Here is a 23,593-nt window from a genome sequence, read left to right as displayed (position 1 = left end):
ACTAGAACGTATGCTTATACTTATACCGATTGTGCTGGTAACACTGCAAATTGGGCTTATGTATATACTATCGATACGCCTGCCTTCACTATTACCGATATTGACGGTGCAGAAACTGTAGATTGTATTGCTGATGCTACTGAAACATTTACTTTACCTACTGTAACCGATGCGTGTGGAAATACATTGACACCAAGTGCCGCAGTAATTACAGATAATCCTAATCCTTTAACTTGTGAAGGAACTAGAACGTATGCTTATACTTATACCGATTGTGCTGGTAATACCGCAAATTGGGCTTATGTATATACTATTGATTTAACACCATTTATATTACCAAGTGATGATGGAACTACAGTAGAGTGTATTGCGGATGCGGTACAGCCTAGTGCTCCTATTATAACTGATGTTTGTGGTAATGATATTACACCTGTAATTACTGAAAATGTAGACCCTGTTTGTGAAGGTCACAAAATCTATATATTCACATATACAGATTGTGCAGGTAATGAATCGGTTTATACTTATACTTATCTTGTAAAAGATACCACAGCTCCAGTACTTACAATACCAGCTAATGTATCTGCAGAGTGTAGTGATGATTTAACACCTTCAACATTTGGTGAGGCCACAGCTACTGATAATTGTGATGCAAATCCAGTTATAACATTTAGTGATGAAAGAACAGATGGCGTTTGTTCAGGCACATTTACTATCATTCGTACTTGGACAGCAACCGATGCATGTGGAAACCCTACAAGCGCTAATCAAATTATTTCAACAGCCGATACTACTGCACCAGAATTTGTACAATCAACGCTTCCTAGTGATTTAGTAGTTGAATGTAATGCTATTCCAGATGAAGAAATTTTAACGGCTACAGATAATTGTGGTACTGCTGAAGTTACAGTAAAGGATGAAAGAATCAATGGTAGTTGTACAAATAATTATGTAATTAAACGTTCTTATACAGCTACAGATGAATGTGGAGTTACTAATACTCACGTTCAAACAATTACAGTTCAGGATAGTACTCCTCCTGTTTTTGTAGAGGCATTACCAAATTTAAATATTGTTGCAGAATGTGATAATATCCCAGAACCTGAAACACTAACGGCTACCGATATTTGTGGTTCAGCTACAGTTTCAGTAAGCGATTCACGAATAAATGGCGATTGTCCGAACAGTTATAGACTTGCACGTACATGGGTTGCTGAAGACGAATGTGGTTTACAAACTACCTATACACAAAATATAATAGTTCAAGATACAACGCCACCAACTTTTGTTGAAACTTTGCCAAGAGATACAACTGTTGAGTGTGATATGGTGCCAGAAACTACAACTCTAACAGCTATTGATAATTGTGGAGATGCAACGGTAAGTGTAAGTGATGCAATAACTAATGGAGATTGTCCTTCAAATTATACCATTGCACGTACTTGGATTGCTGAAGATGAGTGTGGATTAAAAACAACGCATACTCAAGTAATTACTGTGCAAGATACAACAGCACCAGAACCAGAGTCGGCTATTGAAGAAACTCTTGAAGTTAGCTGTACAGATATTCCTGAAGCCCCTGAAGTAAAATTTATAGATAATTGTTCTTCAAATATTATTGTTGACTTTAATGAAACAAACTCATTTGATGAAAACGTTATTGCAGATTATCAAATTGTTAGAACCTGGACCGTAAGAGATGCGTGTAATAATGAGGCTGAATATACTCAAACATTAAATGTAGCTCTTGATGAAATATTAAACACAGTTAATGCTGATGATGTGTGTTTTGATAATGGTGTTGTGAACTTAGATAACTTTTTAGCAGAAGATGTTTATGGCGGAACATGGGAAATTGTTGAAGGAAACACTATAGCAACAATATCTGGTAGTGTTTTTGACCCTACTAATCTAGAAACTGCTTATTCTGAAGAATTTAACCCTAATACGGAAGGTATACTTTATCAATTAAGATATACAGGCTTCCAAACAGGATGTCTTAATATAACAGATGTTTATATGGTCGTTGATGCAAAGTGTAAAGTATTGCCTTGTGGTGAAAAAGACATTAGTATCTCAACTGCAATAACACCAAATGGAGATGACTATAATAAAACTTTTGACATTGAGGGTATAACATATTGCGGTTTTATTGCCGAAGTAAAAATATTTAACCGTTGGGGCGCTTTAGTCCATGAAACTAACGAATATACGTTAGGTAGCGAAAGAGAAGGAAGTGCTTTTGGAACTTTTGGAAAATGGGATGGTTCATCACCTAAATCATCATTTGGAAGCAACGGAAAATTACCAAATGGCACCTATTATTACATAATAAAATTATTTAGTATTAATACTATTACAGGCATGAAAACTCTTGAATTAGACCCAATAACTGGTCCAGTTTATTTAGGAACCAAATAACAACTTAACCTTAACCTATGAAATTTTTAAAATATAATATAATAGCTATTGCGTTGTTAAGCTGTACGGTTGGAATTGCACAACAATTGCCACAATTTACACAGTATATGTATAATACAGTCTCAATAAATCCAGCTTATGCAGGAAGTAGAGAGGTTTTAAGTATTGTAGGTTTACACAGAAGCCAATGGGTTGGTTTTAAAGGAGGACCAATAACGCAAACACTTTCTATTCATACTCCACTTCGAAATGATAGAATAGGTGTAGGTTTGTCGTTAATTCAAGATGATTTAGGTCCTCAAAATTTCACATATTTATATGGTGATTTTTCTTATAGTATTCCAACAGGAAGAGATGGAAAATTAGCTTTTGGTTTAAAAGCAGGATTTACACAATTTAGTTTTGATACAAATTTCCGTTTAGACAAAGACAATGAATTTGATCCTTTAATTTATGGAACTGAAGATAGATGGGCTCCAAATATTGGTGCTGGTGTTTACTGGAGCACTAATAGAGTTTATGCAAGTTTATCTGCTCCAAGAATTTTAAATAATGATGCAAATAATGCAAATGATTTTGAAGCTTTAGATCGCATAAGCTATTATTTTACAGCTGGAGGCGTTATTGATTTAACTAAAAATATAAAATTTAAACCCGCAGCTTTAATAAAAGCCACAAATGGTGCCCCTGCATCATATGATTTAACTGGAAACTTCTTGTTTAATGAAAAGTTCTGGATTGGTGGCTCGTATAGAATTAATGAACTAACTCAAGCTTTTGGTGGGATTGTTGATTTTCAAGTGTCCAGACAATTACGTATTGGTTATGCCTATGAAAAACCAATATCTGAAATTGCAGACTTTACACCCGGAACGCATGAAATACTGCTTATGTACGAATTTAAATTTTTGAGTTCTAAATTAAAATCACCTAGATATTTCTAAGATTAATTCCCTATGAATACAAAAAATTACATATTAGTTTGTATGGCTTTAATGTTTAGTCTTTCAATGTTTCCGCAACAGAGAAAACAAAAAAGAGCCGATACATTATTCAATAAATTTTCTTTTGTTAAAGCAGCAAAGCTATATAGAGAACTTGTTCAGGATAACTATAATAGAGACTATGCTACTCGAAAACTTGCTGATAGTTATGCACTTTTACGAGACCCAAGAAACGCATCTAGATTTTATAAAAGTGCAGTTAAGCAAAAAGATGTACCTGTAGAATATTATTATAAATATGCGCAATCACTTCGTGGTATGAAAAAATACGAAGAATCTCAAATATGGCTTCAGCGCTATAAAGATTCAGGTGGTGTAGTAAATACCAATGATTTTTCTAAAGACCTCAATTTTATTACGAGTGTATTCGGTGCAAAACAGCAATACTTTTTAGATAGAGTACGCTTCAATTCTAAGTTTAGTGATTTTGGCGCTTTTGAGCATGATGGAAAAGTGTATTTTGCTTCTGCCAGAGACGAAGGTGTTTCCATTGAACGTTTATATGGGTGGAATGAACAGCCTTTTTTAGATGTTTATGTGGCCAAAGCTGGTACAAGAAGAAATGTAGACCACACTGCCAAGGTTAAAGGTGAGGTGAATTCTATTTACCATGATGGTCCAGTTACAATCACTAAAGATGGAAAAACCATGTATTTTTCTAGAAATAACTTTAAAGATGATATAGAGTTAAAAGATAAAAAAGGGCTTACCAATATGAAAATTTATCGTGCTACCAAAGTGGATAGCTTGTGGACTAATATAGAAGACCTTTCTATTAATGGTGATGAATTTTCTACGCAACATGCTGCATTAAATACAGATGAAACAAAATTATACTTTACATCTGATAGACCTGGAACTTATGGTGGTTCAGATATATGGACAGTTGATATTGCTCAAGATGGTTCCTTAGGGAATATTCAAAACCTTGGAGATATTATCAATACAGAAGATGCTGAAGGATTTCCTTTTATAAATAATGAAGGTGTTCTATTCTTTTCTTCAGATGGTCATACAGGCTTAGGTTTGTTAGATATTTATGCAACCATTAAAGGTGAGGATGAAGAAAGCATTGTTGATGTTATAAACTTAGGTATTCCTGTTAACTCCAATAAAGACGATTTTGCGTTTACCATGAATCAAAATGGTATTACGGGCTATTTTGCATCAAACCGCCAAGGCGGTCGTGGTAGTGATGATATTTATGCATTTCATAGGGAGCCTGTACTTCACGTTGAAGGTGTAGTTACAGATGCTATTAACACAAATCCAATTCCTAAAGCTAAAATCACCTTATTTGATGATAAAGACAATCAAATAGCCTTTATGGAGACTGATGAAAACGGGTATTACCAGATAAACATCGATAGAAACAAAGACTATAAAATTGTTGCAAATCAAGATAAATATATTGAAGATTATAGAGAGTTTACCTCTAAAAATATTCAGACTGAATTAATAACGATTTCTGGTAATTTATTATTAAACCCAGTACAAAATGTTGTTAAACTTGCAGAATTAAATACCAACAATTTAGATTACGAAAATAACTTGGTTGGAGGCGATTCTACATCTGTAAAAGGTGCACAACTTAAGCCTATTTATTTTGATTTCGAAAAGTATAACATTCTTAAAGAATATGCCCTTGAGTTAGATAAAATAGTAAAACTTATGACAGAGGACTACCCAGAAATGGTAATTCGAATTGAAGCTCATACAGATTCTCGCGGAACTTTTGAATACAATGACATCTTATCTACTAATAGAGCTAAATCAACCTATAACTATTTAATATCTAAAGGTGTAAACTCATCAAACATTACAGAATATAAAGGTTATGGTGAACGTAGGTTAATAAATGAATGCGCCGATGGTGTATCTTGCGATGAAGAAAAACATCAATTAAACAGACGTACACAATTTATTGTAGTAAGAATGGAATAGATAGCGCAACACCTAATTGCGTAAATAATACATATTATCATAGGATTTTTTAATTAAATAAGACCCCAATGAAATTAAAAAACGACATAATAACAAGCACCCTCTTGCTTATCACTTTTTGTGTGTTTTCGCAAAATGATATGCAAAAAAAAGCAGATAATTTATTTAACAACTTTGCTTTTGTTCAAGCGTCAAATGCTTATCATGATTTAATCAATGAGGGTATTAACACAGATTATGCTATCAGGCAGCTTGCCGATAGTTATGCCTACCTGAGAAATCCAGATAGTGCTGTAGTTTATTATGAAAAGGCGGTTAAACAAAACCACGTCCCTATTGAGTATTATTATAATTATTCTCAAGCATTGCGTGGTATAAAAGATTATGAAACGTCTAGAACATGGATGAAACAGTATAAAGAAGCTGGTGGTAATATTCAAGAGAAATTATTTTCAAAAGATTCAGATTTTTTAAATGCTATTTTCAACGCGAAAAAGCAATACTTTTTAAAAGACGTAAAATTCAATTCTAAGTTTAGTGATTTTGGTGCCTATCAACATGGTGAAAAAATCTATTTTGCATCAGCAAGAGATGAGGGTGATTTTAAAAAACACCTTAATGCATGGGATGAAGAACCTTTTTTGAATATTTATGCTATTAATAAAACCTCAAAAGATAGTCTTAAAGGAAATAAATCAAAACTTAAAGGAAAAGTAAATTCAGTATACCATGATGGACCACTTACTATAACTAAAGATGGTAAAACCATGTATTTTTCTAGAACAGACTTTATAAAAAATGTTTTAGGCAGAAACGGTGAAGGTATTTCAAACTTAAAAATTTATAAGGCTTCATTAGTTGATGGCAAATGGGAAAATATTAAAGAATTACCTTTTAATAGTAATCATTATTCAAATGCTCATCCAGCTTTAAGTGCCGATGAAACAAAGCTCTATTTTGCCTCAGATAAATCAGGAGGTAAAGGAGGTTCAGATATTTATTATGTAGATATTAATAATGGTTCTTTTGGGAAACCAAAAAATCTTGGGTCTATTGTAAACACAAATAAAAATGAAAAGTTTCCATTTATTAATAGTGAAGGTGCACTTTTCTTTTCTTCAGATGGTCATCCAGGGTTAGGTTTGTTAGATATTTATGGCACTGTTTCAGATGAAAATAAAAATATTGTTAGTATTATAAATTTAGGAACTCCTGTAAATTCAAGTAAAGATGATTTTTCATTTTTCATGAATTCAGATGGTTTATCTGGATATTTCGCATCCAATAGAAAAGGTGGCGCTGGTAGTGATGATATTTATGCATATGATAGAAAAACACAATCACAGCTTCAAAATACTGTAGATGATACTAAAAACGAAATGATTGATGATGTAGCTAAAACTAATAATGATACAGATAAAGTGGTTTTAGAAACACCAGAACTGATAGTCCTATCTCCTATTTATTACAATTATAATAGTTTTAAAATTAGAGATGAAGATATTCAAGAATTAGATAGTATTGTAAACATAATGTTGACCCTACATCCAACTATGACAATTAAAATTGAGTCATATTCAGATTCTAGAGGTCCTGTAAATTACAATTACAAACTTTCTCAAGAAAGAGCAAATAATGCATATAAATACTTAGTAAATAAAGGTGTTAAACCATATAGGATTTTAAGTTATAAAGGCTACGGAGAAGAAAAATTAACCAATAACTGTGGTAATACTTCAAAATGTACAGAAACGCAACACCAGTTAAACAGGCGTACACAATTTGTAATTGTTAAAATGGAATAATAGAAACCTAACTTAATTATAGTGCCATCAAAGGAAAATTTCTTTTGGTGGTTTTTTGTTTTAGAATGTGAAGTATCTAAATCATTAATTTTAATTCTTAAATTAGATGCTTATTATTAAGATATTTTAGATATAAAAAATGAGAAGTTTTAACATCCTTTTAATTCTAGTTTTTATTTTTTCTTGTTCAAACAAAAAGCCTACAATAAATACTTCTGAAGAAGAAAACATCAAAGAGAAAAATATAAACAGCAGTTCCATTGTTATACTCGGAACGATTCAAGATGCAGGTTCTCCGCAAATAGGTTGTAATAAATCATGCTGTGTAAATTTATTTGAAAACATCGATAATAATAGACAAGTAGTTTCTTTAGGGCTCATTGATGTTCCGAATAGCGAAACCTATTTATTTGAAGCAACTCCAGATATAGTGAAGCAAACAAAAATGCTTACTAAATATGAAACAAAAAGTAATAAAGAAATTGTTGACGGTATCTTTTTAACTCATGCACATATTGGCCATTATACGGGCTTAATGTTTCTGGGTAAAGAAGCTATGGATGCTAAGAGTATACCAGTTTATGCGATGCCAAGAATGAAGGAATTTCTAATTAATAATGGCCCGTGGAGTCAACTTATTGCAAGAGAAAATATTCTAATAAATGAAATGGAAAATGAAAAAGCCATTCAATTGTCAAGTTCTATTCAAGTAACTCCATTTTTAGTACCACATAGAGATGAATATTCTGAAACTGTAGGTTATAAAATTAATGGCCCAAATAGAAGCGCATTATTCATTCCAGATATTGATAAATGGCATAAGTGGGATAAAGATATTATTGAAGAAATTAAAAAAGTAGATTATGCTTTTTTAGATGCTACTTTTTATAGTGGAAAAGAAATAGATAACAGAGATATTTCTGAAATTCCTCACCCTTTTATTATTGAAAGCCTAGAAGAGTTTAAAAACTTAAACAGTTATGAAAAGAATAAAGTAATTTTTATTCATTTTAATCATACCAATCCTGTAATTAATTCAAATAGTAGTGAAGCCAAAATAGTAGAAAAATTAGGTTTTAGAATCGGAAAAGTTAATGATGTTTTTGATTTGTAGATTAACTGTTAATTTAAATTATGAATACTCTTAAAAATAACTTTTATTTTAATAAATCAGAACCAAACAAAAGCTGTTTATTAACCTTGCGAGATATTATTTTAAAACAAGATAAAAACATAACCGAAACAACAAAATATGGTATGCCTTGTTTCTGCTTTAAAAAGAAAATGTTTTGCTATTTATGGGTAGATAAGAAAACAGAAGAACCTTATATGCTTTTTGTTGAAGGTGAGCATTTAAATCATCCAGAATTGGAAATAGGTACTCGTAAGCGCATGAAAATCTTTAGAGTTAACCCAAACCGTGATATTCCAATAAAAACTGTTAAATCGTTATTAAATAGTGCTTTAGATTTATATAGAAAAGGCACGATAACAGTAAAATAATTTTTGTTAGAAAAAATCTCTATCAAATATGACTTAAAATGTTAAACTAAACGGGCTTTAACCAATATACTCACACTAGAAATAGCATTAGAAAATCACAATACGAAATAATAAAGATTTGCAACTCATTTTAATCTCCAATCTAATTCTTTTTGGTTATGTATAAATGACAAAAATTATGAAGAGATTTAAATAAAACATCATCTCAGTACCTGAGAGGATGTTTTCTAATGTTAAGTTTAATAACAATTGCGTTACTATTATAACCAAATTGATTTTATTATAGCTATTAATCAGTCAATAAGAGGTTATACAGTGTTATTACTTAAATACTATTATTTCTGTATGAAGATATTAGTAAAATACCATCTGCCTTCTGCATTTTTTTCTGCTGATATATCAAAATTTGTATAGTCGCCTTCTAAATTTTCTTTATGTGCTTCGCTTCTTATCCATGCTCTTACTACAGCTTCTGCCGAACTATACCCAAAAGCTACATTTTCTGAAACTTTCTTTGCGCCAGCTTTAGATTTTAAATAGTCACTTCGTGTGAAAAAATTATGATGTGATACTTGATCATTGTCAACCATATAATCTGTATGACTATGAGCCACAGATTTTACAATAGTCATTTCCTCTAATGGATTTAAACCTAATGACAACCTGTGATTGTTTAAAAGTTCTAGAATTTCAACTTCAATAGCTTTTTTCTCAGGATTAATGAGGCTTAGTTCCATAGTCTCTGCCTTATCATCAAGGTTGTCCGTTGTACATGAAGACAGGCTAAAAACAACTAGAAATACCATAAATGGTAGATTAGTAAACAACTTCATAGGTTAAGTTTATTTAGATTTGGTTATGTAAAATTAACCGCCTAGCCTTGAAGTAAATGTTAATGAAGTGTTAAAATCGATAAAAAACATGTTGTTTGTCGATTTTATATGTTTTTAATCGATGAATCACACTATTGATGCAATTAAATATGTATTTAGTCGATGTTTTAAGGAGATAAACGATTTATTTTCCAGTTATAATCAACCTGAAGTTCGTAACGAATACGATCATGCAATCTATTTGGACGGCCTTGCCAAAATTCTATTTCTACTGGTTTTACTATATAGCCTCCCCAATGGTCTGGTCTAAGAATTTCTTTTCCTTGGTATTGTTTTTCTGTTTTTTTGAGTTTATCTTCAAGCTGTTGTCTATTTTTAACAACTTCGCTTTGGTTGGATACTATGGCTCCTAATTGACTACCGCGTGGTCTAGATTCAAAATAACCATCACTTAAATTATCAGCAATTTTTTCGACTTTACCTTTTATAATGATTTGTCTTTCTGCCCCATGCCAAAAGAAGGACAAACAAACATTTGGGTTAGCTTCAATAGCCTTCCCTTTTTCACTTTCATAATTGGTATAAAATATAAAACCTTCGTAAGTATATTTTTTTAATAGCACTACCCTATTCTTCGGAAAACCATCTAATCCTATGGTTGAAATAGTCATGGCGTTAGTTTCATCTTCTGCAAAATGGGTATCAACTTCATGAAACCACTTTTGAAACAATTCTAAAGGGTTTTCTGGCACTTCATCTAAAAGAAGTTCACTTTTCTCGTAAGATTTTCTATAATTGCTTAGATCCTTTTCCATTATTAATGTCTGCGAAATAAATATTATATTTATATGTTCAAATTTACATAAAATGCTTTTTGCAGAACCCCTTATAGGCTTCATTTTTATTATTTGTGGTCTTTTAGTAAAAAAATACCCAAACTTAATTGCTGGATATAATTCAATGTCTACAGAGGAAAAAAAGAAGATTGACGTTAAAAATTTTTCAACCTTTATACACAACGGACTAATAATAACTGGTGCTTTAGTAATTATAGCTAGAGTTATATGCTACTTTTTAGACGTAGCGCTTTTATACAGAATTTTAGTAGGGATTATAATTATAGTTTTTGGGTTATTTTATACTCTTGCAAATGCCACTAATACCAATTAAAAAAGAATTAAACTGAAATTTACTTGTTCTATAAACATTGATAAACCTAAGAAAGAGGTTGCAAAATATTAGGACTTACCTAATCTGAAAATTCTTCTTCTAAAACCAGTTATAAATAACATGTCTTTTTTGTGGTTTTGTACTATAAAATTTACCTTGTTGGAAACATTTTTTCTACTTAATATACCTTTAAAAGTTACTCGTTTAGTAAAGTCAGAAAATTCACTAAACTAGAAATGCAATTTGGTACTTATTATTTATGTGAAAATTTTTTTATTGGTGAACTACATGAAGGCATTCATTTTGATTGGGAAAAAACAAAACTAATTTACGATTAGATAATTAATTTTTATGGTAATGATTCACAAATTGGATACATTTCAAATCGAATAAATCACTACTCCACAGCCCCCTGTAATTGGATAAAAATTAAAAAAATTATCATTTGATTGTTGCAAGCGCAATCGTTATTTATAATAATTCAAATTACATGAATGCATCTATAGAAAAACAATTTACTAATAGAAGTATAAAACGATGTATGTCATTAAAAGAAGCCATTGGTTGGATGGAAAGCTTGAAGGAATTTAATTAAAATTCAAAAATTTTACCATCTTCGGCTAATTCTACTTTGTCAAAAACAACTTTTGCTTCGTCTTTAAAAGCATCTATATTCCCATAACGTGTAGAGTAATGGCCAAGTATTAAAGTGTCGGCATTGGCCAGTTTTGCAATAGTTGCAGCTTCTTTTGCTGTTGAGTGCTTCGTTTTTACTGCTAAATGTGCATGTTGCTCTAAAAAGGTTGATTCATGGTATAAAACATCAGTATTCTTTATAATGGGTACAATGTCTTCTTTGTACATTGTATCACTACAAAATGCATAACTTTTTGGTTTTAATCCAGGTTTAGTGACACTTTCATTTTTTATGATTACTCCGTCTTCATTCTCAACATCAAAACCTTGCGTTAGTTTTCTATAATAGGCTACGTTAATATTTGCATCTTCAACAGCATTCATTTTTAGTTTACGTAAACCTTCCTTTTCTTTAAATAGATAGCCATTAGTATAAATTCTATGGTTTAAAGGAATGGTATGTACTTCAACCTTATCGTCTTCATAAATTACTTCAGATTTCTTTGAGGTCAACTCATGAAAATACAAATTAAAATTAGTCCAAGAATCGGCTAGTTTCATTTGAAGCGTTACTATCTCTTTGATACCTTTTGGTCCATAGATATGCAAATCGGTTTCTCGTGTTAATAATCTAAACGTTGAAATTAAACCTACTAAGCCAAAAAAATGGTCGCCATGCAAATGCGATATAAAAACATGTTTAATTCGATTAAACTTAATTTTATGCTTGCGCAATTGAACTTGTGTACCTTCTCCACAATCAATTAGAAACATATGGTTGTTTATTTCTAATACTTGAGATGTGGTATTGTTTAAAGTACGCGGTGTTGCACTATAACAACCTAAAATGGTTAGTTTCATAAAGTTAGGTTAGTGTTTATAGTTTAATGCATCAGTACTAGTAAATTTGCTTTTAAATGAGAAAGCATAAGGTGTGTCACCATGCTTATTTAAATAATCCAAACGGTTTTTAGCGTCTTGAAAAGTAGGCTCATACCCTTCTGGAACATACCAAAATGCCATGTGCATCATTTTCATTTTACTAAACCATTCTTTTTTTCGTTTAAAAACTTTTATATGTCCAGAATTATAAGTGTAGTTAAAAAGTGATTCTAAATTTTCCCAAACAGACATGTTAATTATTAGGGAGTCATCTTGAAAAATAGCAGTTGCTTCGTCTTTATCCTCATCCTGTAATCTCCAAATAAATCCATCTGCTGCATCAGCAATAGCGTTCATTTTATCAACATTATTCACAAAATCTTGCATAATGGGATTATCCATTGGAGCCAGTGGTTTAGCTATATTTACTTCAGCAAGATGTAATGTGTTCATTTTAAAAACCTAAGTCGCGTTCCATGTCTTCCATTTCAATAATATCATGAGCTTCTTGAATGGTAGGTGCTACAACCATTTGATCTGGCACAATATCTAAATCTATTTTATTTGAAACAATCACAAAAGAATGTTTTGCAGCTTTATGTGTAGTTGATAACTGTAAAAACTCTGCAATTTCTGCTTTCGTTAAAACATCAAAAGACGTTAAAGCAATTATAATATTATTGTTTTTATATTTCGGGTATAGAACTTGTAGCTTTTTAACTAATTCTATAACAGAAACCTTTTCTTGAGTAATTATAGTAGTATTCTCTTTTTGTTCAAAAATCATAATCTATTGTTTTATTTTTGATGCTAGTAAATAAATAACGGCCATTCTCACTGCAACACCGTTTTGTACTTGATCTAATATAATAGATTGTTTTGAATCTGCAACATCGCTAGTTATTTCTACACCTCTATTTATTGGTCCAGGATGCATAATGGTTATTTCTTTATCTAAAGAATTCAGTAAATCTTTATTTACACCAAACTGTTGTGTGTATTCTCTTGTTGAAGGAAAATAACTAATATCCATACGTTCATTTTGCACACGAAGCATATTTGCTACATCACACCAATTCAATGCATTACGTAAGTTAGTTTCAACTTTTACTCCAAGATTATTTATGTACTTAGGAATCAATGTTTTTGGTCCGCAAACCATAACTTGAGCACCTTGTAATTGTAACGCAAAGATGTTTGAAAGCGCCACTCTACTGTGCAAAATATCTCCAACTATAACAACTTTTTTTCCTTTAACATCTCCTAGTTTTTCTCTAATTGAATACGAATCTAGCAGGGCCTGTGTTGGATGTTCATGTGCTCCATCGCCAGCGTTAATTATACTAGCATTAACATGCTTAGATAAAAACACACCCGCTCCAGGATTTGGATGGCGCATTACAACCATATCCACCTTCATAGATAAAATGTTGTTTACCGTATCAATAAGAGTCTCTCCTTTTTTAACTGAAGATTGTGAAGATGAAAAATTAAGAACGTCTGCAGACAAACGTTTTTCAGCAAGTTCAAAAGATAATTTTGTTCGGGTTGAATTCTCAAAAAACAGATTAGCAATAGTAATATCTCTAAGCGAAGGTACTTTTTTAATGGGTCTATTAATCACTTCTTTAAAATGATCGGCTGTTTCAAAAATAAGTTGGATATCTTTTTCTTGAAGATATTTAATTCCTAATAAGTGATTGACACTTAATTCGCTCATTGTTATACTATTAGCTGTTTTTATTTACTTATTATATAGGTTTCGACTTAGCCTGTCTTGAGCGACAGACGAAAGACTCAACCTGACAAGAACTTCTAACTTCGTGCTCCTATCTTCAAACTTAATTCTATTTTTCAATTAAGTAAACTGAATCTTCATTATCATGTTCTTTCCAGTTTACTTTTACTTTTTCATTATTTATAACATCTACCTGTCTGCCTCTATAATCTGGTTGTATTGGTAAATGTCTACTAAAACGTCTATCAATTAACGTTAAAAGCTCTATTTCATTAGGTCTTCCAAAAGATTGTATTGCCGTTAAAGCTGCCCTAATACTGCGTCCTGTATATAAAACATCATCAATAAATACAATATTTTTATCTTCAACTAAAAAGTTGATTTTTGTAGAGTTGGCTTCTAAAGTTTTGTCACCTCTTCTAAAATCATCTCTATAGAAAGTGATATCTAAATGACCTAATTCAATGTTTTCAACCCTATATTCTTCTCTTAAAATTTTCGCTAATCTATCTGCTAAAAACACGCCACGTGGTTGTAAACCAATGAGTACCGTGTTAGAAAAGTCGTTGTGATTTTCAATAAGTTGACAAGCCAATCGATGAAGAATGATGTTTACCTCTTTTGCGTTAAGTAAAACTTTTTGACTCATATACTATCCAAACGTATTCGGGGTACAAAGGTAATGCAAAATTTTAGAAGTAAAAACCAATAGCAATAATCTTTATTTGGGCGCATCCCTAAAAGGGTCGGGCTATCCGTTACAAGTCCTCGCACCTCCTGCGTCGGGCTGTGGGCTATCCACTACTATCCCTTGCGCACGTATCAGCTAAAGTTCGTATCTTAAATTAGCTTATTGTTTTATAAACCTTTTGTAGATAATACCGTTAAATGAATTAATTTTAATAAAATAAGTTCCTGATAAAATAGTTTTCATTGAAACATGAATATTGCTTTCAAGTTTGTTAATTTTTATTTCTTTAACCAAAGAACCTGAAATATTATAGATGCTTACCGCATTAAAAAACACGTTTGATTCTATAAATAACCTGTCTATAACTGGGTTTGGATATACTTTAAAAACAACAGAATCAACAAATGTATTTCCTAATGTTACATTTGCTTCTAAATAATCAGCAATACCGTTAAAATTTGTATCATCTTCTTTTGGGTCTCCATTTCCATTGTAATCTTCCTGAATAGTCAAAATACCATCTCCATCATCATCTAAGTCTTCATAATTCATTAATCCATCTTTATCAGTATCGTCATCAAAATAATTTCCGTTTCTATTTGAATCTTCTTCGTAATTTTCTAAGCCATCATTATCAACATCAACTACTACACAAGATTGCAAGGTTAAGCCAAAATAATGAATCATAACATCAGCATTTGCAGTATTAGAGATTCTATAGTAAATATCAGTATTTTGAGTTAACTGAAACACTTCATTTAGTGAATTAGTTTGATTTTCTGCGTCTTGCTCCGTAGTGTAAAAAGTTGTTACTATCTGATTATCAAATAGTCCACAAAAACTATTATTAAAGGCAGGACTATTGCCACTAATAGTTGTTAAATTATTTAAATAAACAATTTCTTGAACATCATTATCAATGTCGCAGATATCATACTGTATGTATCCTGGGGGCGGAAAACCTATAGGACTTAAGTTTAAAGTTACTTGTGAAATTGCGAAACTTGTATCGCTTAAATTAGTTACTCTAGCAAATAATACCTGATTATCACTTGTATAGCTATAGAATCTAGGTATTTGATTTACATTGTTTTGAGCATCACTAATAGACAGAAAAAAGGTCACTTCTACATTATTTTGATGTCCTATAACCTGAGGTATATTATAGTTTAAATCAACACAATCAATATTATTCCATCCAAAATATTCTGAGTCATAAGCTACAGTTTGAGAAATGGAATTAGAAACAGACAGGATAAATAATAAAACAAGGAAATTTTTCATAAATAAATATAATAATTTAAAAAGTAATATTTGTATCACAAATTTAAGCATAAAAAAAAGCCCCACATTTCTGTGAGGCTTTAATATTATAAATGAATTTCAGAAAGAATTACTTCTTCTTAGCTTTTGCAGGTTTTGCTTCTTTTCCATCCATTTTATCTTTAAGAGCTTGTAAAGCATCATTTGCATCACCTAAAGTTGGTTTTGCTTCGGCAGCTTGTGAAGCTTGCTTTTTAACAGCGGCTTTTACATTCTTAATTTCTTCTTCTCTAAAAATAGCAGTATGAGAAGCAACTACTCTTTTAAACTCTTTGTTAAATTCAATAATTTTGAATTCTGTTTCTTCACCTTTCTTAAGTTTAGAACCATCTTCTTTCTCTAAGTGACGAGAAGGTACAAAAGCAATAATATCTTCGTTAAAATCAATAGTAGCACCTTTGTCAACTATTTCAGTAATAGCAGCTTTATGTACAGTTCCTAAAGCGAATTCAGTTTCATATTTATCCCAAGGGTTATCAGTAGTTTGTTTATGACCTAAACTTAATTTACGTCCTTCAACGTCCAATTCAAGTACAATAACATCTAACTTATCACCTACAGCACAAAACTCAGATGGATGCTTTATTTTCTTAGTCCAAGATAAATCAGAAATGTAAATTAATCCATCAATACCTTCTTCTAATTCAACAAAAACACCAAAATTTGTAAAGTTACGTACAATACCTGTGTGCTTAGAGCCTAATGGGTATTTAGATGTGATATCTGTCCATGGGTCTGGCGTTAATTGCTTAATACCAAGAGACATTTTACGATCTTCTCTATCTAAAGTTAAGATAACTGCATCAACTTCATCACCAACTGTAACGAAATCTTGAGCAGAACGTAAATGCGTAGACCAAGACATTTCAGAAACATGAATTAGTCCTTCAACACCATCAGCAACTTCAATAAATGCACCGTAATCAGCTATTACAACTACTTTACCTTTTACTTTATCACCAACTTTCACCTCTTCTGCAAGCGCTTCCCATGGGTGTTTAGATAATTGTTTAAGACCTAATTGGATTCTTGATTTGTTTTCATCAAAATCAAGGATTACAACATTTAATTTTTGATCTAACTCAACAATCTCATTTGGATGATTGATTCTAGACCAAGATAAATCTGTAATGTGAACTAATCCGTCAACACCACCAAGATCAATAAATACACCGTAAGAAGTGATATTTTTAACAATACCCTCTAGTACTTGACCTTTTTCTAATTGACCAATAATTTCTTTCTTTTGTTCCTCAATATCAGCTTCAATAAGCGCTTTATGAGATACTACTACGTTTTTGAATTCGTGGTTGATTTTCACAACTTTAAATTCCATAGTTTTATTTACATACTGATCGTAATCTCTAATTGGTTTAACATCAATTTGAGAACCAGGTAAGAATGCTTCAATTCCAAAAACATCTACAATCATACCACCTTTAGTTCTGCATTTTACAAAACCATTAACGATTTCACCAGTATCATGTGCACCGTTTACACGATCCCATGCTTTAATTACACGTGCTTTTCTGTGAGATAATATTAATTGTCCTGTAGCATCTTCGCGTACATCAATTAATACTTCAACTTTATCTCCTACTTTTAAATCGGGATTGTAACGAAATTCGTTTAAAGAAATAACACCTTCAGACTTTGCGTTGATGTCAATAATTGCATCTCTATCAGAAATATGAACTACTGTGCCTTCAACTACTTCATCATCTAAAGTATCAACGAAATTTTCTGCTACTAATTTTTCAAATTCTTTAAGTTGTAAATCGTCAACCTCATCAATACCTTCTTGGTAATTGTGCCAGTTAAATTCTTTTAAAAACTTTTCAGGATTTGCTTGTGCTTCAGATACTACTGGAGCTTCTACTGCTGGTGCATCTGTTGCTTCAACTTCAGCTTGTTTTGCTTTTTCAGCCATTTAAGATAATTTGGTAATGCCTTTACAGGTTGTATTGGCACTACATTTTGTATTCTGCTATGTTTCAGGAATTTTAAGCGATTAACACACAGAAGTGTTATATTATTTTTAGTTTCATTCCTTTTATATTCCTGACGATTCGCTAAAAGGAGTGCAAAAATACATAATATTGATATAATTACCTAAAAATGAGAAAATAAAATACTGTGACTATTATAGTTACAATGTGTCATATTTATTAGAAACAATATCTTAATCATTATTTGTTTATATAATTCGAATAATTTATTATATTGTTGATTACAAATTAACACTTTAAAAAAATTCAAATCATGGTTAAAGCAAAGTATCAAGACGTATTAAACTTAGGAGAAGAACTAAACATTCAAGATGGCAATATAACAGAAGAAAATGGTGTACTTAAAATTAAAGGGACTGCTAATACGCAATATGAAAAAGATATTCTTTGGGACAAAATAAAAACTATTGGTGGAGATAATCCATCAGATATTATAGCAAACATATCAGTTGCCGATGAAAGCGTTTACGCAAGGCATACTGTAAAAAGCGGTGAAACTTTAGGGAAAATTGCAATCCAATATTATGGAAAGGCTTCTAAGTATCAAGATATTTTTAAAGCAAATACTGATATTTTAAAAAATCCAGATGTAATTCACCCAGATCAAGAATTGATTATTCCTAATTTATAGAAATACAATAATTATAAATTTATAAAACGAATCTTTATTCATTTAAGGGTTCGTTTTTTTTTGAAATTGAAAACTTGGTACAAACTTGTGTTTATTCCAAATCTTCAATAGTCATATTTGCTAATTTTAAAATTTTATTGAATTGTTCATCTAGGCTCATGTGAGAATTATCGATTTCAATAGCGTCTTTTGCTTTTATTAGTGGAGAATCTGCTCTATTAGAATCAATATAATCGCGTTCTTGAACGTTCTGTAGGACATCTTTATAATCTACCTTATCACCTCTTTCTATTAATTCTTGAAAACGACGCTCTGCTCTAGTTTCGGCTGAAGCTGTCATGAATAATTTAAGCTCAGCATCAGGAAAAACAACCGTTCCAATATCTCTACCATCCATTACCACTCCCTTATCATGACCCATTTTTTGTTGTTGCTCAACTAATTTTTTACGAACCTTAGATATTGCAGCTACTTTACTTACAAAACTTGAAACTTCTAGTGTCCTTATTTTCTTTTCAATATTAACATCATTTAAATAAACCTCGGCAAACCCCAAAGCAGCATTAAACTTAAAACTAATATTAATATTTGATAATTGATAAATTAAAGCTTCAACATTAAAATCTGAATTATTTATAAGTCCGCTTTGCATGGCATACAAAGTTACCGCTCGGTACATAGCTCCTGTATCTACATACACATAACCTAATGCTTTTGCCAGTTGTTTTGCAACTGTACTTTTACCTGTTGAGGAAAACCCGTCTATAGCAATGGTTATTTTATTCATTCGTATTAGTGCCTTGAGTGCGCTAAAATAATTAAAGTATGTTAAAGTTTAGAAATGCATAACGTTAAAAATAATATCCTTTGATTTATAGTAGTATTTACCTTAAATCTATCTGCAAACCGAAAAAATTTGAGTTTGCAGCACCTGTATACTTTGCATGTGTATAGCTAAAACGCATTTTATTCATTTTTATAGAAATACCTGCGGATAATCCCGAAAAGTTTCGTTGATCTATAATCCTTAATTCCTCGCCTCTTCTAAAATTATATCCTAGCCTAATATTAAAACCACCCTCAGGAAATAATTCTGCACCTACAATAGTATGCCTTATAACTTGACCCAAAAACCCAATTTCTTCTGAAGATTGATTTCCAGACAAATCACTTGTTGCCCGCGCTGGATTTGGCCTTGAAATTGGCCATTCTTGTAAGTTCTCTAAAGTTACATGCCAACGAATTGGTACATTTTCTAGGCGTTGAGACATTCCAAACGCGACTTCAAATGGTAATTTCTCGTTTAAGCCTGCATAAGTTGTTATTTGAGAACCTAAATTTCTTACTACTAAAGCGGCATTAAAATCTAGCTCTTCATTAATATATAATAAACCTAAATCTGCAGCTGCACCAAATGAAGTATACTGCTCTAATTTTGATGTAATTAATTTTATACTTGCACCAAAATAAAAATCAGAATAGCCAATTTGTGAAGCATATCCAAACGACAGTGCTGTTTCACTTCCAGTAAATGTGCCCGTAGAATTGCCTATCTCATCATAACCATCAAAAGAACCATAATTTACATAAGTAATACCAGCATGAAGCGTTTGAGTTCGCCTATCTAGCGTATAAGCATAAGCTGCTGTTCCATATCCTATTTCACCTAAATGGCTTGTGTAATTTAAAGCTAATTGATTATCCATTTCAGCATTAATGGTAGCTGGATTATAGATAGCTTGCGTAACATCATAATCAACATTAGTTAAAACCTTACCTCCTAGTGCTGCTTGACGAGGTGATGACACTAAATTAAGAAATTGATATGTTGCTTCTCCTCCAACCTGTGCCATTGTGAGAGACGCTAATGTTAAACAAAAACAGGTAATAATTTTCCTTAGCATATTTGGGATACAAAGTAAATGAATCTATACTAAAACGTCAGCATCCTTAGTTTATTTTTTTAAAATCTATATTTCTATTTTAAATACAGCTTTTGCCCTATTGATAAATGGTTACTCTTCAACCCATTTAAAAGCTTAATAGTTTCAATGCTTACACCCGTTTTTCTTGAAATGGAGTACAATGTGTTTCCTTTTGAAACCACCCAAATATCATCTAAATTACTTTGTTCTTCTTCATCAAAGTTTCTAACACGAAGCTTCTGTCCAACACTAACCAAAGTTGTTTTTAAATTATTAACTTCTTTTATTTTATTAATTGTAAGCCCATACTGCTGTGATATTATCGCCAAATTGTCTCCTGGCTTTACAGTATGATAATTCAACCTTTTTATTGAATTATCTTCATTGCTTTTTCGAGCATTAACAATTGAATCATTCCCACTCGAGTCAATTAATGTAAACTCTCCAGTAGCTACATTTAACTTTGCTGGTTTTCCATTTAATAGAACATCTTTATAAATAATTTTGGTTTGCGCCTGCAAATTGTATTTACAGGTTAGAACAACCATAATTAATACTAAAATCTTATAATTTTTTTGCATGCTGTACTTTTTGCTTGGTTACCGCAATATCAATAACATCGCTCATATCCGTTACATAATGGAACGTTAAACCTTTTAAATATTCTGGTTTAATTTCTTCAATATCACGTCTATTATCTTCACACAATAAAATTTCTTTAATACGTGCACGTTTTGCTGCCAATATTTTTTCTTTAATGCCGCCAACAGGTAATACTTTACCTCGAAGTGTAATTTCGCCAGTCATAGCTAAACTTTTCTTTACCTTTTTTTGAGTAAAAAGTGAAACCAATGAGGTTAACATGGTTACACCCGCACTAGGACCATCTTTTGGAGTTGCACCTTCAGGCACGTGTATGTGTACATTGTATTTTTCAAAAATGGAAATATCAATTCCAAATTTATCAGCATTAGATTTAATATACTCCATAGCAATAGTAGCAGACTCTTTCATGACTTTACCCAAGTTTCCGGTAATGTTCATTGTGCCTTTTCCTTTTGAAAGAATAGATTCTATAAACAAGATATCACCTCCAACACGAGTCCATGCTAAACCAGTTACCACACCAGCAACATTGTTATTTTCGTATTTATCACGTTCTAATTTTGGACCACCTAAAACTTCAATAATATCTTCGTTAGATACTTTGATGTTGTAGTCTTCTTCCATGGCAATATTTTTGGCCGCATAGCGTACCATTTTTGCAACTTGTTTTTCTAACCCACGAACACCAGATTCTCGAGTATAACCTTCAACAATTTTTTCTAATTGAGGTTTACCTACTTTTAAATGCTTATCCGTTAAACCGTGCTCTTTTAATTGTTTAGGTAATAAATGGCGTTTTGCAATTTCCACCTTCTCTTCTATAGTATAACCAGTAACGTTTATGATTTCCATTCTATCACGCAAAGCTGGCTGAATAGTTGATAAACTATTGGAAGTAGCAATGAACATAACTTTAGAAAGATCATAACCCATTTCTAAAAAATTATCATAAAACTCGTTATTTTGTTCTGGATCTAATACTTCCAACATAGCGGATGATGGATCTCCTTGATGCGAATTTGACAATTTATCAATTTCATCCAAGACAAAAACTGGGTTTGATGTGCCCGCCTTTTTTAAACTTTGAATAATACGTCCTGGCATAGCACCAATATATGTTTTTCTATGTCCGCGTATTTCCGCTTCGTCTCGCAAACCACCTAAAGAAATTCGAACATACTCACGCCCTAATGCCTCAGCAATCGATTTTCCTAAAGATGTTTTCCCAACTCCTGGAGGTCCGTAAAGACATAAAATTGGTGATTTCATATCATTACGAAGTTTTAAAACAGCCAGATATTCTATAATTCTTCGTTTTACATCTTCTAAGCCAAAATGGTCTCTGTCTAAAATCTTCATGGCACGTTTCAGGTCGAACTTATCCTTACTAAACTCATTCCATGGTAAATCTAAAAATAGTTCTAAATAGTTTCTTTGAATAGAATACTCAGCAACTTGTGGATTCATACGTTGCATTTTGGCAATTTCTTTTTCAAAATGTTTTGCTACATCTTCATCCCAAAGCTTCGTGCTAGCCTTAGCTTTCATTTCATCAATTTCTTCATCATGACTCACGCCACCCAATTCTTCTTGAATGGTTTTCATTTGCTGATGCAAGAAGTACTCACGCTGTTGTTGGCTCATATCCATTTGAACCTTAGACTGAATATCATTCTTAAGTTCCAATTTCTGAAACTCAACATTCATAAACTTAAGCGTAGCTAAAGCACGTTTTTTAAGGTCGTCAATTTCTAAAAGCTTTTGTTTTTCGTCAACAGAAAGATTCATGTTTGAAGATACAAAGTTTACCAGAAATGAATTACTTTCAATATTCTTAATAGCAAAAGAAGCCTCACTTGGAATATTTGGGCTTTCCTTAATTATTTCTAAAGCTAACTCTTTTATAGAGTCAATTATAGCTGAAAATTCCTTGTTTTTTTGAGCTGGTTTTGCTTCAGGAATATCTCTTATCGTAGCGTTCATATAAGGCTCTTCAGTAAGCACTTCAGCTACTTTAAAACGTTTTTTACCTTGAATAATTACCGTTACGTTGCCGTCTGGCATTTTTAAAACACGTAAAATCCTGGCAACTGTTCCCGTTTCATGAATATCTTTTGCAGTAGGTTTCTCAACCGATTCATCTTTTTGGGCTACGACGCCAATAACTTTTCCGCCTTTATTAGCATCATTTATTAGCTTAATTGAGGCATCTCTACCTGCTGTTATAGGAATAACAACACCTGGAAATAACACAGTGTTTCTTAATGATAGAATTGGTAGAGTTTCTGGTAACTCTTCATTATTTATTGCTTCTTCATCCTCGGGTGTCATTAACGGAATTAACTCTGAGTTTTCATCAAATTCCTGTAATGACAAACTGTCAAGGGTAGTAAATTTAGATTTCTTCATATTTATATTTAGGTCAATCTGTCATTAAAACTAGATTGAGCATTTATTCACGTTTATAGAAAA

22 protein-coding genes are annotated in these 23,593 nt (G+C 31.7%); 9 read left to right on the top strand and 13 right to left on the bottom strand.

The window, feature by feature from the left end:
* From Q0870_RS06190 to Q0870_RS06165, 6 genes are all read left to right on the top strand, one after another.
* Positions 1-2,421: gliding motility-associated C-terminal domain-containing protein (locus Q0870_RS06190; protein ID WP_298553441.1), on the top strand; the 2,421-nt coding region annotated here is incomplete at its 5' end.
* A gap of 17 nt (positions 2,422-2,438) precedes the next feature.
* A complete protein-coding gene (locus Q0870_RS06185) occupies positions 2,439-3,365 on the top strand; it encodes a type IX secretion system membrane protein PorP/SprF (RefSeq protein WP_298553440.1) in 927 nt (308 codons plus the stop codon).
* Positions 3,366-3,377: 12 nt separating this feature from the next.
* On the top strand, positions 3,378-5,369 hold the full coding sequence (locus Q0870_RS06180; protein WP_298553438.1) for an OmpA family protein: 1,992 nt from the start codon (positions 3,378-3,380) through the stop codon (positions 5,367-5,369).
* A gap of 140 nt (positions 5,370-5,509) precedes the next feature.
* Positions 5,510-7,174, top strand: a complete 1,665-nt coding sequence (locus Q0870_RS06175; RefSeq protein WP_298553437.1) for an OmpA family protein — start codon at positions 5,510-5,512, stop codon at positions 7,172-7,174.
* A 139-nt stretch (positions 7,175-7,313) separates the two neighbouring features.
* Positions 7,314-8,288 (top strand): MBL fold metallo-hydrolase, encoded by a 975-nt coding sequence (locus Q0870_RS06170; protein ID WP_298553436.1) that lies wholly within the window; start codon positions 7,314-7,316, stop codon positions 8,286-8,288.
* 20 nt (positions 8,289-8,308) lie between these two features.
* A complete protein-coding gene (locus tag Q0870_RS06165) occupies positions 8,309-8,677 on the top strand; it encodes a DUF1801 domain-containing protein (RefSeq protein ID WP_298553435.1) in 369 nt (122 codons plus the stop codon).
* 335 nt (positions 8,678-9,012) lie between these two features.
* Here the strand turns inward: Q0870_RS06165 and Q0870_RS06160 are convergent, their stop codons facing one another.
* On the bottom strand, positions 9,013-9,510 hold the full coding sequence (locus Q0870_RS06160; RefSeq protein ID WP_298553433.1) for a CAP domain-containing protein: 498 nt from the start codon (positions 9,508-9,510) through the stop codon (positions 9,013-9,015).
* Positions 9,511-9,677: 167 nt separating this feature from the next.
* The gene (gene pdxH, locus Q0870_RS06155; protein ID WP_298553432.1) at positions 9,678-10,325 is read right to left on the bottom strand and encodes a pyridoxamine 5'-phosphate oxidase; all 648 of its coding nucleotides are present in this window, start codon (positions 10,323-10,325) and stop codon (positions 9,678-9,680) included.
* A 52-nt stretch (positions 10,326-10,377) separates the two neighbouring features.
* Here pdxH and Q0870_RS06150 point away from each other — a divergent pair, with 52 nt between their 5' ends.
* Together Q0870_RS06150 and Q0870_RS06145 are read left to right on the top strand one after the other, a co-directional pair.
* Complete coding sequence (locus Q0870_RS06150) at positions 10,378-10,680, top strand: DUF3784 domain-containing protein (protein ID WP_298553431.1); 303 nt, start codon at positions 10,378-10,380, stop codon at positions 10,678-10,680.
* A 445-nt stretch (positions 10,681-11,125) separates the two neighbouring features.
* Entirely contained in the window at positions 11,126-11,275 is a 150-nt protein-coding gene (locus tag Q0870_RS06145; RefSeq protein ID WP_298553430.1) for a hypothetical protein, read from the top strand.
* Here Q0870_RS06145 and Q0870_RS06140 read toward each other — a convergent pair.
* The 7 genes from Q0870_RS06140 to rpsA all read right to left on the bottom strand — a co-directional run bounded on the left by Q0870_RS06140 (position 11,272) and on the right by rpsA (position 17,880).
* Entirely contained in the window at positions 11,272-12,177 is a 906-nt protein-coding gene (locus Q0870_RS06140) for a ribonuclease Z (protein ID WP_298553429.1), read from the bottom strand. The two genes, Q0870_RS06145 and Q0870_RS06140, sit on opposite strands and share 4 nt — an antisense overlap.
* A gap of 9 nt (positions 12,178-12,186) precedes the next feature.
* The gene (locus Q0870_RS06135) at positions 12,187-12,651 is read right to left on the bottom strand and encodes a DUF3291 domain-containing protein (RefSeq protein WP_298553427.1); all 465 of its coding nucleotides are present in this window, start codon (positions 12,649-12,651) and stop codon (positions 12,187-12,189) included.
* A 1-nt stretch (position 12,652) separates the two neighbouring features.
* A complete protein-coding gene (locus Q0870_RS06130; RefSeq protein WP_298553425.1) occupies positions 12,653-12,985 on the bottom strand; it encodes a ribonuclease Z in 333 nt (110 codons plus the stop codon).
* Positions 12,986-12,988: 3 nt separating this feature from the next.
* Positions 12,989-13,918 (bottom strand): aspartate carbamoyltransferase catalytic subunit, encoded by a 930-nt coding sequence (locus tag Q0870_RS06125; RefSeq protein ID WP_298553423.1) that lies wholly within the window; start codon positions 13,916-13,918, stop codon positions 12,989-12,991.
* A gap of 127 nt (positions 13,919-14,045) precedes the next feature.
* A complete protein-coding gene (pyrR, locus tag Q0870_RS06120) occupies positions 14,046-14,585 on the bottom strand; it encodes a bifunctional pyr operon transcriptional regulator/uracil phosphoribosyltransferase PyrR (protein ID WP_298553421.1) in 540 nt (179 codons plus the stop codon).
* Between the two features lie 201 nt (positions 14,586-14,786).
* Positions 14,787-15,911, bottom strand: a complete 1,125-nt coding sequence (locus tag Q0870_RS06115) for a T9SS type A sorting domain-containing protein (RefSeq protein WP_298553419.1) — start codon at positions 15,909-15,911, stop codon at positions 14,787-14,789.
* 109 nt (positions 15,912-16,020) lie between these two features.
* The gene (rpsA, locus tag Q0870_RS06110) at positions 16,021-17,880 is read right to left on the bottom strand and encodes a 30S ribosomal protein S1 (protein ID WP_298553417.1); all 1,860 of its coding nucleotides are present in this window, start codon (positions 17,878-17,880) and stop codon (positions 16,021-16,023) included.
* A 332-nt stretch (positions 17,881-18,212) separates the two neighbouring features.
* Here rpsA and Q0870_RS06105 point away from each other — a divergent pair, with 332 nt between their 5' ends.
* The gene (locus Q0870_RS06105; protein ID WP_298553415.1) at positions 18,213-18,590 is read left to right on the top strand and encodes a LysM peptidoglycan-binding domain-containing protein; all 378 of its coding nucleotides are present in this window, start codon (positions 18,213-18,215) and stop codon (positions 18,588-18,590) included.
* A gap of 91 nt (positions 18,591-18,681) precedes the next feature.
* On the opposite strand, the gene cmk is transcribed toward Q0870_RS06105, so the two are convergent.
* The 4 genes from cmk to lon all read right to left on the bottom strand — a co-directional run bounded on the left by cmk (position 18,682) and on the right by lon (position 23,530).
* Positions 18,682-19,377 (bottom strand): (d)CMP kinase, encoded by a 696-nt coding sequence (gene cmk, locus Q0870_RS06100; RefSeq protein ID WP_298553413.1) that lies wholly within the window; start codon positions 19,375-19,377, stop codon positions 18,682-18,684.
* Between the two features lie 97 nt (positions 19,378-19,474).
* The gene (porQ, locus tag Q0870_RS06095; protein WP_298553410.1) at positions 19,475-20,494 is read right to left on the bottom strand and encodes a type IX secretion system protein PorQ; all 1,020 of its coding nucleotides are present in this window, start codon (positions 20,492-20,494) and stop codon (positions 19,475-19,477) included.
* A 74-nt stretch (positions 20,495-20,568) separates the two neighbouring features.
* Complete coding sequence (locus Q0870_RS06090; RefSeq protein WP_298553408.1) at positions 20,569-21,096, bottom strand: LysM peptidoglycan-binding domain-containing protein; 528 nt, start codon at positions 21,094-21,096, stop codon at positions 20,569-20,571.
* Positions 21,080-23,530: an endopeptidase La gene (lon, locus tag Q0870_RS06085; RefSeq protein WP_298553406.1), complete on the bottom strand. Its 2,451-nt coding sequence runs from the start codon at positions 23,528-23,530 to the stop codon at positions 21,080-21,082. Before lon ends, Q0870_RS06090 begins: the two co-directional genes overlap by 17 nt.
* Positions 23,531-23,593 lie beyond the last annotated feature (63 nt).

Origin of the sequence: uncultured Algibacter sp. (genome assembly GCF_947487575.1) — a bacterium.
GTDB lineage: Bacteria > Bacteroidota > Bacteroidia > Flavobacteriales > Flavobacteriaceae > Algibacter_B.
This window is presented reverse-complemented; position numbering and strand designations above follow the sequence as displayed.

What these genes read in the sequence shown, in the direction of transcription:
- Q0870_RS06140 (WP_298553429.1), bottom strand. Translation starts at nt 12,177, where the DNA reads ATGAAACTAACCATTTTAGGTTGTTATAGTGCAACACCGCGTACTTTA.
- Q0870_RS06170 (WP_298553436.1), top strand. Translation starts at nt 7,314, where the DNA reads ATGAGAAGTTTTAACATCCTTTTAATTCTAGTTTTTATTTTTTCTTGT.
- Q0870_RS06160 (WP_298553433.1), bottom strand. Translation starts at nt 9,510, where the DNA reads ATGAAGTTGTTTACTAATCTACCATTTATGGTATTTCTAGTTGTTTTT.
- pyrR (WP_298553421.1), bottom strand. Translation starts at nt 14,585, where the DNA reads ATGAGTCAAAAAGTTTTACTTAACGCAAAAGAGGTAAACATCATTCTT.
- rpsA (WP_298553417.1), bottom strand. Translation starts at nt 17,880, where the DNA reads ATGGCTGAAAAAGCAAAACAAGCTGAAGTTGAAGCAACAGATGCACCA.
- Q0870_RS06185 (WP_298553440.1), top strand. Translation starts at nt 2,439, where the DNA reads ATGAAATTTTTAAAATATAATATAATAGCTATTGCGTTGTTAAGCTGT.
- Q0870_RS06165 (WP_298553435.1), top strand. Translation starts at nt 8,309, where the DNA reads ATGAATACTCTTAAAAATAACTTTTATTTTAATAAATCAGAACCAAAC.
- Q0870_RS06125 (WP_298553423.1), bottom strand. Translation starts at nt 13,918, where the DNA reads ATGAGCGAATTAAGTGTCAATCACTTATTAGGAATTAAATATCTTCAA.
- Q0870_RS06115 (WP_298553419.1), bottom strand. Translation starts at nt 15,911, where the DNA reads ATGAAAAATTTCCTTGTTTTATTATTTATCCTGTCTGTTTCTAATTCC.
- Q0870_RS06135 (WP_298553427.1), bottom strand. Translation starts at nt 12,651, where the DNA reads ATGAACACATTACATCTTGCTGAAGTAAATATAGCTAAACCACTGGCT.
- Q0870_RS06150 (WP_298553431.1), top strand. Translation starts at nt 10,378, where the DNA reads ATGCTTTTTGCAGAACCCCTTATAGGCTTCATTTTTATTATTTGTGGT.
- cmk (WP_298553413.1), bottom strand. Translation starts at nt 19,377, where the DNA reads ATGAATAAAATAACCATTGCTATAGACGGGTTTTCCTCAACAGGTAAA.
- Q0870_RS06175 (WP_298553437.1), top strand. Translation starts at nt 5,510, where the DNA reads ATGCAAAAAAAAGCAGATAATTTATTTAACAACTTTGCTTTTGTTCAA.
- Q0870_RS06180 (WP_298553438.1), top strand. Translation starts at nt 3,378, where the DNA reads ATGAATACAAAAAATTACATATTAGTTTGTATGGCTTTAATGTTTAGT.
- Q0870_RS06105 (WP_298553415.1), top strand. Translation starts at nt 18,213, where the DNA reads ATGGTTAAAGCAAAGTATCAAGACGTATTAAACTTAGGAGAAGAACTA.
- pdxH (WP_298553432.1), bottom strand. Translation starts at nt 10,325, where the DNA reads ATGGAAAAGGATCTAAGCAATTATAGAAAATCTTACGAGAAAAGTGAA.
- lon (WP_298553406.1), bottom strand. Translation starts at nt 23,530, where the DNA reads ATGAAGAAATCTAAATTTACTACCCTTGACAGTTTGTCATTACAGGAA.
- Q0870_RS06090 (WP_298553408.1), bottom strand. Translation starts at nt 21,096, where the DNA reads ATGCAAAAAAATTATAAGATTTTAGTATTAATTATGGTTGTTCTAACC.
- porQ (WP_298553410.1), bottom strand. Translation starts at nt 20,494, where the DNA reads ATGCTAAGGAAAATTATTACCTGTTTTTGTTTAACATTAGCGTCTCTC.
- Q0870_RS06130 (WP_298553425.1), bottom strand. Translation starts at nt 12,985, where the DNA reads ATGATTTTTGAACAAAAAGAGAATACTACTATAATTACTCAAGAAAAG.